Source organism: Streptomyces sp. NPDC002057 (assembly GCF_040296665.1).
GTDB lineage: Bacteria > Actinomycetota > Actinomycetes > Streptomycetales > Streptomycetaceae > Streptomyces.
Genome location: NZ_JBEOXR010000075.1, coordinates 16,599 through 32,670 on the forward strand (window position 1 = coordinate 16,599; position 16,072 = coordinate 32,670).

A 16,072-nucleotide genomic window follows, 5' to 3' on the forward strand; every position below is an offset into this window, starting at 1 on the left:
CGTCGGGGCCGACCGAGCCGACCCCGGGCCGACCCAGCCGGCCGTCGAGCCGCCGGCGGTGGAGGTGCGGCGCAACGGCCGTTGCCGAGGCGGGTGTCGGCGCGCGTGGGTCAGCGTTGCCTCGGGCGCATGTCCGCGCCGTACGTGGTGAGGTAGTCCGGGAGGACGATCCGGCTCGTCGGAGACTCCTGGTGGACCTGGGCGACGAAGGCGTCCAGGTCCATCGCCGGGTCGCGGCGCGGCGGATCGGCGAGCGGTTCCTCGAAGTTGTCCCAGTGGACCGGCACGACGACGCCGGGCCGGCCCAGCGTCCGCAGCAGTCGGGGCACGTAGCGGGAGGTCGAGGTGCTGGACGGTACCGCGATCATCGCGAGATCGGGGCTCAGTCCCGCCACGGCCCGCTCGGAGAAGTCGCTTGCGCCCATCAGGAAGGCCGAGGGGCCGTCGGTGCCGACCGTGACCTGGAAGGCGAGCGTGTCGCCCTCGGGCAGGTCGGAGATGGTCATCGGGGCGGCTGCGGGCGGCGCGTTGAGCGTGCCCGGGGCGAAGTAGGTGTGCCGCTTGTTGCGGCTGTGCAGGCTCGCGACGACTTCGACGGTGATTCCGCCGAAGTCCAGCACCTCGTCGCCCTTCACCACCGAGATCTGCTCCGGGTCGACACCGGAGGCGACCAGGAGGTGGAACGTCGTCTCGGTGCCGATGACACGGGCGCCGGTGGACTTCGCGATGTGGGGGACGTCGGCGATGTGGTCCCAGTGGGCATGGCTGACCAGGACGATCTCGGGGTGGCCGATGTGCTTCCGTATCAGCTCGGGGTCGGACGACAGCTTCGTGTCCGGCTTGAAGGCCCCGTCGAACAGGCCGGTCTTGAACCGGGTGATGTACGGGTCGAAGAGTACGGTCCGGCCGCCGACGTCGATGCGCCAGCCGGAGGTGCCCAGCCAGCGGAAGGACGCCGAACCGGCTGCCGGTCCGCCACCTGCCGTTGCCGTGGAAGCGGCGTTCGAGGCGGTGGCGGAGAGCAGCGGGGTGGCCGCGCCGACCGCGCCGACGGCGGCACCGCGCAGCACCGCGCGCCGGCCGAATTCCTGGAGGCGCCGCTTCGGGCGCTGTACGTCTGTGTCGTCGCTCATGGCGTCAGGAGATCAGGACGCCACCCCCGCCGTCCAAGATCGGAACGCGCGTCCCGTCATATGCGCAGACGTATGAGACCTGGTCAGAGACCCCTTCCACGAAGGGAATCGACGGCGATCCTGGCCGCCGCGCCTATCGCGGCGTCCACCGCCGGCCGCGAGGCGGTCAGCTCGCGCGTGCGGACGAAGACGGAGACCGCGTAGCGGCCGCCGTCGGGATACGTCACGACCCCGGCCTCCATGTGCAGCCCCGGAAGAGTCCCCGTTTTCGCCGCGACCGTCACCTCGTCCGGGAACCCCGACACCAGCCGGTGCCGGAAGACCTGGCGGGCCATGAGCTCCCTCACCCGCGCGCAGGCGTCCGCCGGGCCCGCCTCGTCACACCAGACGAGACGCAGCAGCCGGGTGATCTCACGGGGCGTGGCGGCGTTGGTCCGCAGCGGATCCAGCACGCTCAGCCGTCTCTTGTGCTCGTCGGGCAGAGCCGGGTACACGCGGGCGAACTCCGCCTCGTCGCGTGCGCCGACCTCCGCGAGCATCGCCTCCAGGACGTCACGGGGACCGCCCACGATCCGGGTCCTTTCGAGCCCCAGCTCGGCGGCGAGGAGCCGCACCGTGTCCAGACCGACCCGGGCGAGGAGGAGATCCGCCGCCGAGTTGTCGCTCACCGAGATCGCGAAGAACGCCAGATCGCGCAGCGACAGCTCGACGTCGTCCGCGCAACCGGCCGTGCCCCAGCCTCCGAGCCGGTCCGCCGCCGTCACCCGAACCCTCTCACCGGGGTCGAGCTGGCCGGCGGCCACCTGCCGGGCGAACTCCAGCACCAGCAGCACCTTGAAGAGCGAGGCGATCACGACGGACTCGTCCGCGCCCACATCCACCTCGTCGGCTCCCGGCCCCCCGAGGACGGGGACCGCGTGCAGCAGACCCTCGGCGCCCGCTCCCGCGAAGACCTCGCGTATCCGTTCCTCGACCATCGGTTCGCCCCTCACGTAAGGTCCCTCACTGTGGATCTCTTGCGCCACCTGCGTATCTTCGTCGCCGTCGCCGACGAGCTGCACTTCAGCCGGGCCGCCGACCAGCTCGGCATGGCCCAGCCGCCCCTCAGCCAGGCGGTCCGCAGACTGGAGAGGGATCTCGGCGCCGAACTGTTCGACCGATCGCACCGCCAGGTCCGACTGACCGCCGCCGGCATGGTGATCCTGGACGAAGCCCGCGATCTCCTGGCCCGGGAGGAGCGGTTGCGGATGCTGGCCGGCCGCGCCGGGGACGGTGGTCTGGGCACCCTCCGCGCGGGCGTGCCCCCCGACACCACCGTCGCCACCCTGTCGACGCTGCTCGCCGCCTGCGCGGAGCACTCCCCGGGCCTGTCCGTCGACCTCCAGGAGATCACCACCGAGGAGCAGCTGCGGCTGCTCGCCTCCGGTGGGCTCGACGTCGGCCTCGTCCACCAGCCCGTGGACGTGACCGAGCTCCGCCTCGGCCCCGAGGTACGCGTGGACCTCGGAGTCGTGCTTCCCCGCACCTCGCCGCTGGCCCGGCTGCCCGAGGTCGGCCTCGCCGAACTGGCCGGGCACGACCTGGTGCTCTTCCCGCGCGCGCAGGCGACCGGCTGGTACGACCGGATCCTCGACACCTGCCGCGCGGCGGGCTTCGTGCCGGGACGTCTGCGGCACGCCTCCAACCCCGAGTTCCTGCTCGCGCTCGTCCACGCGGGGCACGGCGTCGCTTTCGACCAGGGGCCGGTGGCCCGCAAGGAGCCCCGCGTCGTCTGGCGTCCACTGGCGAACCGGCCCCTCACCCAGCGGACCACCGGCGCCTGGCCCTCGGGACGCTCCGCCCACCCGGCGGCCTCCCACTTCGCGGACCTCGCCGCCGACGTCCTCGCCCGCGACCGTACGGCGACCCCGCGCGGCCACGACCGTGCCCGCGCCACCCCTGAGCCACGCCGCCCGTGGTCCGTGGTCTACGACGGGTCGGGCTGACATCGAGGGGCCGACTGAGGCGACAGGCTGACATCGAGGCGGACGACTGAGGTCACGGGCTGTCGGTCAGAGCGGATCGAGAAGCATCAGGACTTCGTCCCGCGTGTCGTCGGGCGTGAAGCGCAGGGCTCCTGGCCACCGGCCGACCTCACGCCATCCGAGGCGGCCGTAGAACTCCTCCAGCCCCTCCCCGCCCCGGGCCGCGAGCCGGAGCTGTTCGAGCCCGAGCTCGTCACGCGCGATCCTCCGCAGCTCCCGCATGAGCGCGGATCCGACGCCCCGGCTTCGGAAGCCGGGATGGGTCTGGAGGTGATGGACGGTGCCCCAGTGCGCCACGAGTCGGAAGGGATCGATCTTCAGGACGACCCATCCGGCGAGAGCCTCACCGCACGTGGCGACGACGAGTCGCCCGCGCGCCGGGTGGAGACCGGCGAGGAGCTCGTCCGCGACGGGTGCGACCTCGCCGTCGCGGACGGGCGGGAAGGGGAACCCCGCGGCGCCACCCGTGTTCGTGACGGCGATCCAGCAGTCGACGAGCTGACGCCGCAGCCCGGGGGTGACCTCGTGCGCCCCGGTGATCTGGACGAGGTCCGGCACCATCTCGCGCTTCATACGGGGGAGCATCTCAGGCGGCACTGACACGGAGGCCCGGCGGGACGGGCGCGGATGCGGGCGCGCCATGGACAGCGGTCGTCCGTCCCAGGGCGGAGGCCGTCAACCTCGCGGCGGATTCTCACTGGGTGGGGTGAGCCACCCATCCGCCACGGGCGCGGCACCGAAGTCCCCCCGTGAGCAACAACAAGACCGTTCTCGTACGCGCGCTGTGGGCGGCCCTCGCGGGCCTGGTCTCCGGCTACGCCGCCCTGGCCGCGGCGGAGCTGGTGTCCGCGTGGGTGAGGCCGGAGTCCGGTCCGCTGACGGCGGTCGGCGGCGGAGCGATCGACCGTACGCCCGCCGCGGTGAAGGACTGGGCGATCCGGAACTTCGGGACGAACGACAAGCTCGTCCTGCAGGCCGGGATCCTGGTGGTGATCGCCCTGCTGGCCATGGGACTGGGCGTGCTCTCCCTCCGGTGGCGACGGATCGCCGCGGCGGGAGTGGCGCTGTTCGGTGTGGTCGGTGCGGCCGCGGCTCTGGAGCGGCCGGACTCGGAGTCCTTCTCCGACGCGGTGCCGTCCCTCGTCGGTGGCCTGATCGGCGGCGTGCTCCTGTACGTCCTGGCCGGCCTGCTCACGGCGCGGCCGGAGAGCCGGGACGCCGACGCGGGACGGGCGTGGGACCGTCGGCGATTTCTGGTGGCGACCGGAGCGGCCGCTGTCGGCGGAACCGTGGCGGGTGGGGTCGGACGGGCGCTGAACTCGTCGAGTGCGCGGGACGCCGTCGCTTCGAGGGCGGCCGTGGTGCTGCCCCGGCCCGTCTCGACGGCGCCCCCGGTTCCCGCCGGAGCGGCGCTGCGGGTTCCGGGCGTCAGCCCGTTCACCACGCCGAACAGGGACTTCTACCGCGTCGACACCGCCCTCGTGGTTCCCAAGGTGACCACGGGGGAGTGGTCACTGCGGATCCACGGCAAGGGAGTACGGCGGGAACTGCGGCTCTCCTTCGACGACCTGCTGCGGCGTGAGCTGATCGAGCGGGACATCACCTTGACCTGTGTGTCCAACGAGGTCGGCGGGCCGTACGTCGGGAACGCCCGCTGGCTCGGCGCGCGCCTGTCCGAGCTGCTCGCCGAGGCCGGTGTGCGTCCCCCGTCCCGAGGCGGCACGGCGGATCAGCTGGTGGCACGTTCGGTGGACGGCATGACGCTGGGGTCTCCGGTGGAGGACGTCATGGACGGCCGCGACGCGCTGCTCGCCGTCGGCATGAACGGCGAGCCGCTTCCCTTCGAGCACGGCTTTCCGGTCCGCATGCTCGTCCCCGGCCTCTACGGGTACGTGTCGGCCTGCAAGTGGATCGAGGACATCGAGCTCACCACCTTCGACGCCTACGACCCCTACTGGGTGAAGCGGAAGTGGGCCCGCAAGGCGCCCATCAAGACCCAGGCCCGCATCGACACCCCCAAGCCGTTCGGGCGCCCCAAGACCGGAACCGTGATGGTCGCCGGGGTCGCCTGGGCGCAGCACCGCGGCATCGACCGCGTCGAGATCCGCGTCGACGACGGCCCGTGGCAGCCCGCCGACCTCGCCCCCGAGGCCACCCGCGACACCTGGCGCCAGTGGTCCTTTCCCTGGCGGGCCGTCCCCGGGACGCACACGCTCACCGTCCGTGCCACCGACCGCACCGGCGAGACCCAGACCGAACGACGCACGCGGACCGTGCCCGACGGCGCCAGTGGATGGCACTCCGTCGTGGTCACCGCGGACTGACCCAATGACCCACTGACCCACTGACCGAACACTCTCAACCCCCCTTTTTTCCAAGGAGATCTCCACCATGAACGCTCTTCGCCTCCGTCGCGTCGCCGTCGCCGTGGCCGCCGCCGCGGTGCTGCCCCTCTCGCTGGCCGCCTGTTCGGACTCCGGCTCGGACACCAAGGCCGAGGCGGGTTCCCAGGCCTCGGAGTCCGCGACGAAGGAGGGCTCGCCCTCCACCGGTGCCGACCAGGCCGCGGACGGCCCCTTCGGTCCGGCCTGTGCCTCCGTGCCGAAGGACGGTGCCGGTTCCTTCGCCGGCATGGCGCAGGACCCCGTCGCCACGGCCGCCTCGAACAACCCGGAGCTGTCCACCCTGGTGGCGGCGGTCAAGCAGGCCGGCCTGGTGGACACCCTCAACAACGCCAAGGACATCACCGTGTTCGCCCCGACCAACGAGGCCTTCGCGAAGATCCCGAAGGCCGACCTGGACAAGGTCCTGGCCGACAAGGCCACGCTCACCAAGATCCTCACGTACCACGTCGTCGGCCAGAAGCTCACCCCGAAGCAGCTGGAGAACGGCTCCTTCGAGACCCTCCAGAAGGGCACGGTCACCACGAAGGGCTCGGGTGAGGCGTACACCGTCAACGAGACCTCCAAGGTCGTCTGCGGCAACGTTCCCACCGCCAACGCCACCGTCTACATCGTCGACACCGTCCTCATGCCCAAGTAGGCCCTCCTACCGGTGAGGCAGCCGTGGTGTCCCCTGGGTCCGGGGGCACCACGGCTGCTTCTCGTCTCCGCTCGGGGAGCACGGCAGCGGCGCCTCCCGGGGCACAGTCAGATGACCTAACCCTCCGCGTACGTGTGTGAGCAGACTCGAAGGTGCGGTCCGGGACACCCGTCCCGGGCTCACCCGGCTGCCGACCGTCAGCCGGCGCTCCGCCGAACGACACGTCGCACCAGGGGGTTTCATGCGCCCGGCGTCCACCACCGTGCCCGTCGCCGACCACCGGTCCCACCCGCGCGAGGAGCTCCACCTCCCCACCGGACTGTCCTTCAGCGGCAGAAGCACGTCCCACCGCTGGGGAGTCCTCCGGGTCACCACCACCGAGGGCGCCCCGCAGCGCCTCGTGGGCCCGTCGTCCGTGCTCCCGACCCCCCGTCCTGCTTCCCGTACCACCCTTCCGTACGAGGCCGGCGACGCCGACGACGTCGTCGGGGTCGGCATCCACACCGCGGGCACGGCTCGGATCACCACCCACGGCCGTACGCTTCCCTGCGCGCCGGGCGACGTCCTCGTCCTCGACATGGCCGCCCCGTTCGCGGTGACGGAGCTTGACGACTTCCGTCTCCATCTCCTCAGGTTCCCCCGGGGCTTCCTGGGGCTGCCCGCCGCACGGGCGGACGTGCTGTGGGGCGTCCACCCGCGGACCGGCGAGGGGGTCGTCCCCCTCCTCGCGCCGCTCCTGACGACCGTCGCGGACCTCGTCACCACCTCCCCGGGTCCTGTCGCCCACGGGCTCGCCGGCACCGTCGCCGACCTGCTCGGCACCCTGTCCGCGGAGCTGACCGCCCCGCCCCCTACGGGCACCGGGGAGACCGGCCACCACGCCGCCCACCTCGACATGGCGCACCGCATCCGTGTCTTCGTCAACCAGAACCTGGGCGATCGCTCCCTCCGCCCGGAGACGATCGCCGCCCACCACCATGTGTCGGTCCGCCACGTGCACAAGGTCTTCGTCCACGAGGGCACCACGCTCAGCCGGTGGATCCAGCGGCGTCGACTGGAGGAGTGCCGCCGCGAACTGGGCAGGACGGGGGTGCCCTCGGTGTCGGTGTCGGCGGTCGCCAGGCGCTGGGGATTCACCAGCTCCGCCCACTTCAGCCGCTGCTTCCGCGCCGTCTACGGGATCTCGCCCAGCGACTGGCACCGCCTCCGGTGCGGCGACCACGACCCGGCTCCCGCGCGGTAGACGTGCGTCGTCGGGACACCCCCTTGCACGGCCCTTCATCCCACGCGGGGCGACGCCTTCCTAGCGTGAGGGCGAATCCCACCTGCCCGAGGAGCACGACGACATGACCGAATCCCATCCGGTGAGCCGCCGCGGCATCGTGGCCGCGGGAGCCGCGATGGCGGCGGGTGCCGCCACCACGGGGCTGCCCGCCGCGCCCGCCCACGCGGCGGACGGCGCGACCGGCCGGCACCACACGGAGAAGCCGACGATCGTTCTCGTCCACGGAGCCTTCGCGGACGGTTCGAGCTGGGGGCCGGTGACCGCGCACCTGCGGCGGTGGGGGTACACCGTGCGCTCGGTCGCCAACCCGTTGCGCGGACTGTCCACCGACGCGGCCCACGTACGGTCCGTCCTCGCGACGCTTCCGGGGCCGGTCGTCCTGGCCGGGCACTCCTACGGAGGCGCGGTGGTCACGGAAGCGGCCGCCGGTGCCGCGGACGTCAGGGCCCTCGTCTACGTCGCCGCGTTCGTGCCCGACGTGGGCGAGGTCCTGGGGGAGCTGTCGGCGCGATTCCCCGGCTCCCTGCTGGACCCCGCGCTCACGGCGGTGCCCGCGCCGGGTCCCGACGGGGCGCCCGGCCTCGATCTGTACATCCGTGCGGACCGGTTCCACCCGGTCTTCTGCCAGGACGTCTCGGCCTCCACGGCCCGGGAACTGGAGGCCGTACAACGGCCGTTCAGCGCAAGCGCGTTCGGGGACCGGGCCACGGCGGCGGCCTGGCGGACGATCCCGTCCTGGAACCTCGTCGCCACGCGGGACCGGGGGATCGTGCCGGAGCTGCAGCGCTTCCAGGCGCACCGCGCGGGCTCGCGCACGGTGGAGGTACCCAGCTCGCACCTGCCCCTGCGGAGCCGCCCCGGCGCGGTCGCCGAGCTCATCAGGTCGGCCGCCCGCTCCGTCCCCGCCGCCCGGTCCTGAGAACCCCCGGAGAAGTCCGGCCGGGGGACCCGTCCGGCCCCTCACCCGCCCCGCCCCTCACCAGTAAGGACATGAGTCATGAGCGCATCGGCCGATCTCGACAGCATCGAGCGCATCAACCGGGGAGACCGCACCCCCGTGGTCTTCGTCCACGGCCTCTGGCTGCTCCCCAGCAGCTGGGAGCGGTGGGCACGGGTCTTCGAGGACGCCGGCTTCGCACCCCTGACGCCGGGGTGGCCCGACGACCCGGAGACCGTGGCCGAGGCCAACGCCCACCCCGAGGTCTTCGCCGGCAAGAGCGTGGGCCAGGTCGCCGACCACTTCGCCGATCTGATCGGACGTCTGGACCGGAAGCCGGTCGTCGTCGGGCACTCCTTCGGAGGCCTCATCACGCAGATGGTCGCCGGTCGAGGCCTCGCGGCCGCGTCGGTGGCCATCGATCCCGCTCCGTTCCGGGGCGTCCTTCCGCTGCCGGTCTCCTCGCTGCGCGCGGCGAGCGCGGTCCTGGGCAACCCGGCCAACTACCACCGGGCCGTACCCCTCACGTACGACCAGTTCCGCTACTCCTTCGCGAACGCGGTCAGCGAGGTGGAGGCCAAGCACCTGTACGAGGAGTTCGCCGTGCCCGCCCCCGGTGAACCGCTCTTCCAGGCGGCCGCGGCGAACATCAACCCGTGGACCGAGGTGAAGGTCGACACCCTCCACCCGGAACGCGGCCCGCTCCTCGTCATCTCGGGCGAGAAGGACAACACCGTGCCGTGGGCGATCGCCCACGCCTCCTTCAAGAAGCAGCAGCGCAACGAGAGCGCGGTCACCGAGATCGTGGAGATGAAGGGCCGCGGCCACGCGCTGACCATCGACAACGGCTGGCGCGAGGTCGCCGACACCGCGCTCGCCTTCGTGCGGCGCTTCGCCGCCTGACGCGGATCGACACCCGGGCGGGGGTGGTGGGCGCGTACCCACGGGCACGTACCCACGGGCACGCACCCACCGCCCCCGCCCGGCATTCAGCCTTGCGGCCGCCCCTCATCGCCGCGCAGGGCCTGCGCGAGGGCCGCCCTGGAGGTGATCCCCAACTTCGGGAAGATCTTGTACAGATGGGCGGCGACCGTACGCGGAGACAGCCGCAGACGGGCGCCGATCGCCTTGTTCGAGAGACCCGTCGCCGCGAGTTCGGCGATCCGCGACTCCTGCCCGGTCAACAGCCCGGGCCCACGCGCCGCCGGCCCCACGGGATGGCCGGCCGCCCGCAGCTCCTGCTCACAGCGTTCCACCCACGGCACGGCCCGCAGCTCCCGGAAGGTACGGCGAGCCTCGCCCAGCACGTCCCGGGCCTCCGCGCGGCGCCGGCGCCGCAACCAGGAACCGTGCGCGAGCCGCAGCCGGGCCAGTTCGAAGACCCACTCTTCGGCCCCGGGCACGGCGTACGCGTCCCGGAACCCGGACTCCGCCTCCTCGTCCGGGGCGGCCAGGGCGACGGCGGCGGTGAAGAGGAAGGCGTGGTGCGGGGAGATCTCCGTCATCCGCGCCGCGCGTCCGGCCGCCAGGTGCGCCTCGGCGTCCCGCCGCCGGCCGGTGTGCACGGCAGCCTCGACGACATCGAGGAACAGCAGGTGGAACCAGGGCAGACCACGTGGCAGGACACCCGGCGGGGTGAGCGTCGAGACGTACGACCACGCCTCCTCGTACCGCCCGTGGGCCAGGGCCACGAGCCCCCGCAGGTGTGTGAGCCGGCCGGTGACGAACCGCATCCCGGCCCGCTGCGCCGCGGGCCGGACGAGTCGCTCGGCCTCCTCCAGGCCCGCTTCGTCCCCCCGCCCGGCGAGGAAGTGCGCGTGGTAGAGCCGGAACATCAGCGCGTTGCAGTGGTAGCCGAGCTCGTCGGCCGCCTCCGCCTCCCGCAGACACTCCTCGGCCGTGTCCCAGCGGCCGTGCAGGTAGTCCTGGTAGCTCCTGGCCTTCGCGATCGAGCCCTGTGTCGCGTACGCGTGCTGGCCGGTGAAGCGCCGCCACAGCTCCCCGTGCGCGACGTCGACGGCGGACGCGGTCCACAGCAGCAGCCAGCCGCCGCCGGCCTCCTGCTCCGCGCTCATCCCCTCGACCAGCGCCCACAGTTCCTCGGACACCCCGTGAGCCGTACGGGCCGGGTCGGACCAGGCGCGATGACAGAGCCGGGCCAGCGGGGAGACGTGCGCCCGATGCCGCTCCAGGGCGCGCCAGGCTCGGAGGTCGTCGGTGTACGTGGCGGCGAGCAACAGCTTGAAGTACACCTGCTCGGCCAGCCCGCCGAACGCCTCGGTGTCCCGCGCCGCCAGCGCGTCGAGCGCCTCGGGCAGCAGGGCGACGGAGGAGGCGAAGTCCACCCGGTGGCTCTGGTCCACGTACACGACCGCGTACGCGAACAGCGGGGCGATGTCCGGTGGCACCGGGCCGCGCTTCAGCTCCTCGACGAGCCGCGCGGTGTACCGCAGCTGCCCGCTCCGGGCCGCCGTGACGGCCGCCCAGGTCAGCCGCCGGGCGCGGGCGTCCGGGTCGGTGCTGAGCACGGCGGCGCGGTCCAGGAGCAGCGCCCCCTCCGCGTCACCGCCGCGCCGCGCGATCCGCTGCCCGGCCGCTTCCAGCCGGCCGGCCAGGCCCTCGTCGGGGAGGAGCGCGGCGGACGCCTCGTGGACCAGCCGGCGTGGATCGTCCGCGGGCAGGCCGTCGGCGAGGACCCGGTGCGCCGCCCGCTGCTCCGTCCCCGAGGCCATGGAGACGACGGCGCTGCGGACCAGGGGGTGGCGGAACGCCACTCCGCCCGCGCCGTCGAGGCGGGCCAGGCCGCTGTCCGTGATGTGTTCGAGCACCTCGTCGGAGTCCTCGCCCGCCACCGCCCGCAGCCATGTTCCGATGGTCCGCGTCGCCGCGCCGCCGAGCGCGGTCAGCAGCAGTACACGGGCGGCCTCGTCGGAGAGCGAGGCGATCCGGTCGGCGAACATCCGCTCCAGCCGCTCACCCAGCGGGAGCCGGTCCGGCAGCGGGACGATGCCCCGGACGTGGTCCCGGTGCAGTTGCAGCGGCAGCTCCACCAGGGCCAGCGGGTTGCCCCCGGCCTCCTGAAGGACCCGGTCGGCCGTCACGGCCGCGAGGCGCGGATGCGACCGCCGCAGCAGCGCGGCGGCCTGCGCGTGCCCCAGCGCCTCCACGTCCGCCGGGGGCGCGGGCCAGCCGTCGACGGCGGGGCCGTCGGGCCGGGTCGTGCTGACGATCGCCAGCGGGAGTTCGCCGACCCTACGGTGGAGGAAGGCGAAGACCGCGGTGCTCGATGAGTCCACCCAGTGCAGATCGTCCACGAGCAGCAGCAGTGGCCGGGCACGCGCCGCCTCCGCGAGCAGCGCGAGGGCGGCGGCGCCGACCATGAACCCACCGGGTGGCATTCCCTCGCGGAGCCCGAGGGCGCTCTCCAGGGCCTCGCGCTGACGGCGCGGCAGCGACCGGGACCGTTCGAGCAGCGGCCACAGGACCTGGTGGAGCGCCCCGAAGGGCAGTTCGGCCTCGGCCTCGGCGCCGACGGCGCGGAGGACGGCGAAGCCGTGCTCGTGCGCACGCGCCTCCGTCCAGTCCAGCAGGGCGGTCTTGCCGATCCCCGCCTCCCCCCGGAGCAGGATCGCGGATCCGCCGACGCCGTCGCGGACCTCGTCGAGAACGCGTCCCAGGAGCCCCGTCTCGCGCTCCCGGCCCACCAGGCCCCTCCCACCGGACAACGACAAGACAGCCCCCTCATGTCCCCTGATCGCAGGGAGATTTCCCGCACACCGGCGCGAACGACCGATTATTGCCAGCGTGTTCGAGCGCGAGGTGAGGAGAGCCGCGCGACGGTCACAGCTGTGCCGTGCTGGGCATGACGTGTGCACGGACGGCACACCCGTCGGCCTCGGAGGAAGGGGGGACGGCGAGGACGTGGGCGTCGCGCCAGGCCTGCGGGGAGACGCCGAACGCGTTCTTGAACGCGCGGCTGAAGTGCGACGTCGACTTGAATCCCCACCGGCGGGCGATCGCCGAGATGGTGTCCGTGCTCGGCGGACGACGGGAGAGCTCTCTGCGGCAGGCTTCCAGGCGGTGCGTGCGCACCCACTCGCCGAAGCCGACGCCGCCCCGCGCCAGGATCGCGTACAGGTAGCGCACGGATATGTGGTTGGCCCGGGCGACCGACGCCGGGGAGAGCCCGGGGTCGGCGAGGTGGGTGCGCATGTACGCGAGGATGCGGACGCCGAGCGTCTCGTGGAGCGGACCCGCCCCGAGCGTGGGGCGGTCGGCCTCCGCCGCGATGGCGGCGCGGACGAGTTCCGTGCTGGGCGAGGCGAGGAACTCCGAGGCCGGCCCCGTGCGCAGATGGGGATGGGCGGCCAGTTGGGCGAGGTAGCCGGCGGTGAGCCCCGAGACGGTGCCCTCGGCGCCCAGGGTGCGGGCCGTGACCTCGCCGACGGCCGCGTCGGGCAGGGCCAGGTCGCTCAGCGGGATCCGGAAGAAGTGCATGTCGACACCCCGGTCGAAGAGCAGGGTGTACGGCCGCCGGGTGTCGTAGACGGCGATCTCGCCCGGTCTCAGCACGGCGTGCCGCCCGTCCTGGATCACCGAACTCTCTCCGGAGACCTGCAGACTGACGAACAGCACCTCCTCCCAGTCGTCCGCGTCGGCGAGCCGAGGCGTACGGTGCACCCTCGCCGGGTTCGCCTTGACCGAACTGACCTGCATGGAACCCAGGTTGGTGATCGCCACATCGGCGAAGACGTCGTCCGCGCGCCGCGGCAGCACCAACTCGACCGGGACAAGCCGCTCCCTGACGGTCTGACGCAGAGCGTCGGCCCGATCCGCCAGTGGAAGCGCAGAGGTTCCCCACGTCGTCGTCGTCATCGAAACCCTCCTGCGTGACCGCTCGGGCTGCAGTCTAGGTACCGGAAACCGGGCCGGACCAGGTGTTTCCCGGCCGACGGCCCGTCCCTGCGGCGTAGGGCATCGACAGTGCACGCACGGGCATCGGGGCCGTGGAGCCGTTCCCGGCGCGAGCGGTCCGGGTCACGCGCGACGGGGCTCCGGGCGGGCCCACCCGGAACGCGCGCTCCCTCGATCAGCCCGAGGAGGTGCGCACCGTCACCGGGGGGCCGTCGGGGCGGGCGTGTCGGGGAGCGTGTCCGTACGCCTCCTTGAAGGAGCGGCTGAAATGAGCCGGACTCCGGAAGCCCCAACCCTGCGCCACGGCGGTGAGGGTGCGGTCGTCGCCGCGCCGGGCGAGCTCCCGTGCGCACTCCTCCAGGCGTCGGCGCTTGATCAGCCGGCAGACGGTCGTCTCCTCGGCCTCGAAGAGGTGGTGCAGGGAACGAAGGGAGATGCGGTGGTTCTCGGCGATGACCGAGGGCGAGAGACCGGGGTCGCGAAGACGCTCGTCGATGAACCCGCGTATGCGCGCGAGCAGGTGGATCCGGTGCTGGAGACCGTTCCGGTGCGGGAGGTGCTGGTCCCTGCCCGCGCCCGGGTCCTCGGCCGCCTCGTCGATCCAGGTGGCGATCAGGTCGGTGAGCTGGCCGCCCAAGCAGTCCCGGACCGCCGGGGACGCCCCGGCGGCGCAGGCGTCGAGTCCGGCGACGAACGCTCCGATGACCGCCCCGACGCCACCGGTCGTCGGGAAGGCCTTGCCCGTGACCCGGTCGACCCGGCTCGCCGACGCGCCGAGCCCCGGTCGGGGGAGGCGGAGGAGGAGCGTGCGGAACTCCGTCCGCTGGTCCAGCGCGAAGGGGCGGCGGAGATCGAGCAGCGCCAGCCCGCCCTGCTCGACGAGGACGCTCCGCCCGTTCTGGTGGAGCGCGGCGGTCCCGCGCGTCTGCGCGGCGAGGACGAGCCGGTCGTCGGGCGCGGTCGCCACCAGCCGGGGAGTCCTGCTGATCCGCATCGGTCCGGCCTCGATCGACACCATGCGGACGTACCCGAGGTCATCGGCCCGGAGCAGCCCGGTGCAGGAGCGCGCCCCGACGGGGAGGACCCGGAGCGGAGCCAGCCAGTGCCGTACCCCTTGCTGCCACCACTCGGGCCGGTCGGCGACGGGAACGGACGCCGTGCTGCGGACGGTGTGCACAGGACTCCTCGGTTCGTGTCGTGCGGGGGAGCCGAGCGCGGGGGCGTGCGGCCCGGGAGCCGGGCCGCGAGGGTGTGCGGCCCGCGAGCCCCCGGATCCAGTGTGGGAGGTGGCATCGGCGCTGCGAATAGGTCATATGACCGGCGTCGTGACGCGCGTCGGTCTCTTGTGCGCTGTGGTGCTAGCCCCTGTGCGCAGAGAGGGAAATCGTCGGGGCGGGGCGGACGAGGCTTCGTTGTGTGCCCCGCGGCGGAAACGCGGCGGGCACGCCAACGACCCGTTCCGAAAGGACCCCTCATGTTCGACATCGACAAGGTGCAGGCCGCCCCGAGCGCGGACCTCCTCACCCCCGACAACGCCGTCATGCTCTTCGTGGACCACCAGCCGCAGATGTTCTTCGGCACCGGGAGCGGCGATCGCGCCGCGATCGTCAACAGCACGGTCGGCCTTGCCAAGGCGGCCCGGGCGTTCGACGTTCCGACCGTCCTCACCACGGTCGCCGCCGAGTCGTTCTCCGGGCCGCTGCTGCCCCAGCTCGCAGAGGTGTTCCCCAAGCACGAGGCCATCGACCGCACGTCCATGAACGCCTGGGAGGACGAGGCGCTCGTGGCGGCGGTGAAGGCGACCGGACGTACGAAGATCGTCCTCTCCGGCCTGTGGACCGAGGTCTGCCTCGTCCTGCCCGCCCTCTCGGCGCTGGAGCAGGGGTACGAGGTGTACGTCGTCACCGACGCGTCCGGCGGCGTCAGCCCGGCCGCCCACGAGCACGCGATCCAGCGGATGCTCGCCGCCGGCGCCGTGCCGGTGACCTGGGTCCAGGTGCTTCTGGAGCTGCAGCGCGACTGGGCGCGCCAGGAGACGTACGGCGCCGTCATGGAGATCGTGAAGGCCCACGCGGGCGCGTACGGCCTGGGGGTCGTCTACGCGCAGAGCGTCATCGGCGCGCACGCGGCCGGCTGACATCCCGTGGACACCGGCATTCTGATCCTGCGTCTGCTGGTGGGCCTGCTCGTCGCCGGCCACGGGGTGCAGAAGATCAGCTCACACCTGGGGGGCAAGGGCCTGGAGGGCGGCGCGGAGGAGTTCCGTGCCGACGGGTTCCGCGGCGGGGTCCTCACCGCCCTGGCGGCGGGCGGTGGCCAGATCGGATCGGGTCTGCTGCTCGCGGCCGGTCTCCTGACCCCGCTCGCCGCGACCGGCGTCATCGGGGTCATGACGGTCGCCCTGACCGTGAAACGGCACAACGGCCTCTGGGTGCAGAACGACGGCTACGAGTACCCGCTCGTCCTCGTCGGCACCGCCGCCGCCCTGGCCGCCACCGGCCCCGGAGCCTGGTCCGTCGATCAGGCCCTCGGCCTCACCCCGTACCCGCTGTGGTGGGCGGCCCTCGCACTGCCGGCCGGTCTCGGCAGCGGGCTCCTCACCCGGCTCCTCCTGCACCGACCGGTCCCGGCGGCGCAGACCACCGTGCGCGGCGGGCGCTGTGCGCCCGCCGCGCGGAGCGGCCCGGCCGGGCCCGCCCCCCCGCCCGGGACCAGGTCGGGGATCCGCGGGGATCCG

The 16,072-nt window shown here is 73.1% G+C and carries 13 protein-coding genes and 1 pseudogene; 8 read left to right on the forward strand and 6 right to left on the reverse strand.

Features of this window, described 5'->3' with window-relative positions; translation table 11 throughout:
- Positions 1-110: 110 nt before the first annotated feature.
- Complete coding sequence (locus tag ABT129_RS35205) at positions 111-1,133, reverse strand: MBL fold metallo-hydrolase (protein ID WP_351909824.1); 1,023 nt, start codon at positions 1,131-1,133, stop codon at positions 111-113.
- Positions 1,134-1,216: 83 nt separating this feature from the next.
- Entirely contained in the window at positions 1,217-2,110 is an 894-nt protein-coding gene (locus ABT129_RS35210; RefSeq protein WP_351909850.1) for a serine hydrolase, read from the reverse strand.
- A gap of 39 nt (positions 2,111-2,149) precedes the next feature.
- On the opposite strand from ABT129_RS35210, the gene ABT129_RS35215 reads away from it, so the two are divergent.
- Entirely contained in the window at positions 2,150-3,118 is a 969-nt protein-coding gene (locus tag ABT129_RS35215) for a LysR family transcriptional regulator (protein WP_351909828.1), read from the forward strand.
- A 66-nt stretch (positions 3,119-3,184) separates the two neighbouring features.
- Here the strand turns inward: ABT129_RS35215 and ABT129_RS35220 are convergent, their stop codons facing one another.
- The gene (locus ABT129_RS35220; RefSeq protein WP_351909830.1) at positions 3,185-3,730 is read right to left on the reverse strand and encodes a GNAT family N-acetyltransferase; all 546 of its coding nucleotides are present in this window, start codon (positions 3,728-3,730) and stop codon (positions 3,185-3,187) included.
- 176 nt (positions 3,731-3,906) lie between these two features.
- Here ABT129_RS35220 and ABT129_RS35225 point away from each other — a divergent pair, with 176 nt between their 5' ends.
- The 5 genes from ABT129_RS35225 (at position 3,907) to ABT129_RS35245 (ending at position 9,324) form a co-directional block, all read left to right on the forward strand.
- Positions 3,907-5,481, forward strand: a complete 1,575-nt coding sequence (locus ABT129_RS35225; RefSeq protein WP_351909832.1) for a molybdopterin-dependent oxidoreductase — start codon at positions 3,907-3,909, stop codon at positions 5,479-5,481.
- 67 nt (positions 5,482-5,548) lie between these two features.
- Positions 5,549-6,199, forward strand: coding sequence for a fasciclin domain-containing protein (locus tag ABT129_RS35230; protein ID WP_351909834.1), 651 nt, complete (start codon positions 5,549-5,551; stop codon positions 6,197-6,199).
- Positions 6,200-6,440: 241 nt separating this feature from the next.
- Complete coding sequence (locus tag ABT129_RS35235; protein ID WP_351909836.1) at positions 6,441-7,442, forward strand: helix-turn-helix domain-containing protein; 1,002 nt, start codon at positions 6,441-6,443, stop codon at positions 7,440-7,442.
- Positions 7,443-7,545: 103 nt separating this feature from the next.
- Positions 7,546-8,403, forward strand: coding sequence for an alpha/beta fold hydrolase (locus tag ABT129_RS35240; protein WP_351909838.1), 858 nt, complete (start codon positions 7,546-7,548; stop codon positions 8,401-8,403).
- Positions 8,404-8,481: 78 nt separating this feature from the next.
- Entirely contained in the window at positions 8,482-9,324 is an 843-nt protein-coding gene (locus ABT129_RS35245; protein WP_351909840.1) for an alpha/beta hydrolase, read from the forward strand.
- An 86-nt stretch (positions 9,325-9,410) separates the two neighbouring features.
- Here the strand turns inward: ABT129_RS35245 and ABT129_RS35250 are convergent, their stop codons facing one another.
- From ABT129_RS35250 to ABT129_RS35260, 3 genes are all read right to left on the reverse strand, one after another.
- Positions 9,411-12,152, reverse strand: a complete 2,742-nt coding sequence (locus ABT129_RS35250; RefSeq protein WP_351909842.1) for an ATP-binding protein — start codon at positions 12,150-12,152, stop codon at positions 9,411-9,413.
- 109 nt (positions 12,153-12,261) lie between these two features.
- Positions 12,262-13,296 carry an AraC-like ligand-binding domain-containing protein gene (locus ABT129_RS35255; RefSeq protein ID WP_351909844.1) on the reverse strand — a complete coding sequence of 345 codons (1,035 nt, stop codon included), beginning with the start codon at positions 13,294-13,296 and terminating at the stop codon, positions 12,262-12,264.
- A 214-nt stretch (positions 13,297-13,510) separates the two neighbouring features.
- Positions 13,511-14,512 carry an AraC-like ligand-binding domain-containing protein gene (locus tag ABT129_RS35260; protein ID WP_351909846.1) on the reverse strand — a complete coding sequence of 334 codons (1,002 nt, stop codon included), beginning with the start codon at positions 14,510-14,512 and terminating at the stop codon, positions 13,511-13,513.
- A gap of 297 nt (positions 14,513-14,809) precedes the next feature.
- Here ABT129_RS35260 and ABT129_RS35265 point away from each other — a divergent pair, with 297 nt between their 5' ends.
- Both ABT129_RS35265 and ABT129_RS35270 read left to right on the forward strand, forming a co-directional pair.
- On the forward strand, positions 14,810-15,472 hold the full coding sequence (locus ABT129_RS35265) for a hydrolase (RefSeq protein WP_351909848.1): 663 nt from the start codon (positions 14,810-14,812) through the stop codon (positions 15,470-15,472).
- A 6-nt stretch (positions 15,473-15,478) separates the two neighbouring features.
- Positions 15,479-15,976, forward strand: a pseudogene (locus tag ABT129_RS35270) (DoxX family membrane protein); the annotation flags it as partial.
- Between the last annotated feature and the right edge of the window lie 96 nt (positions 15,977-16,072).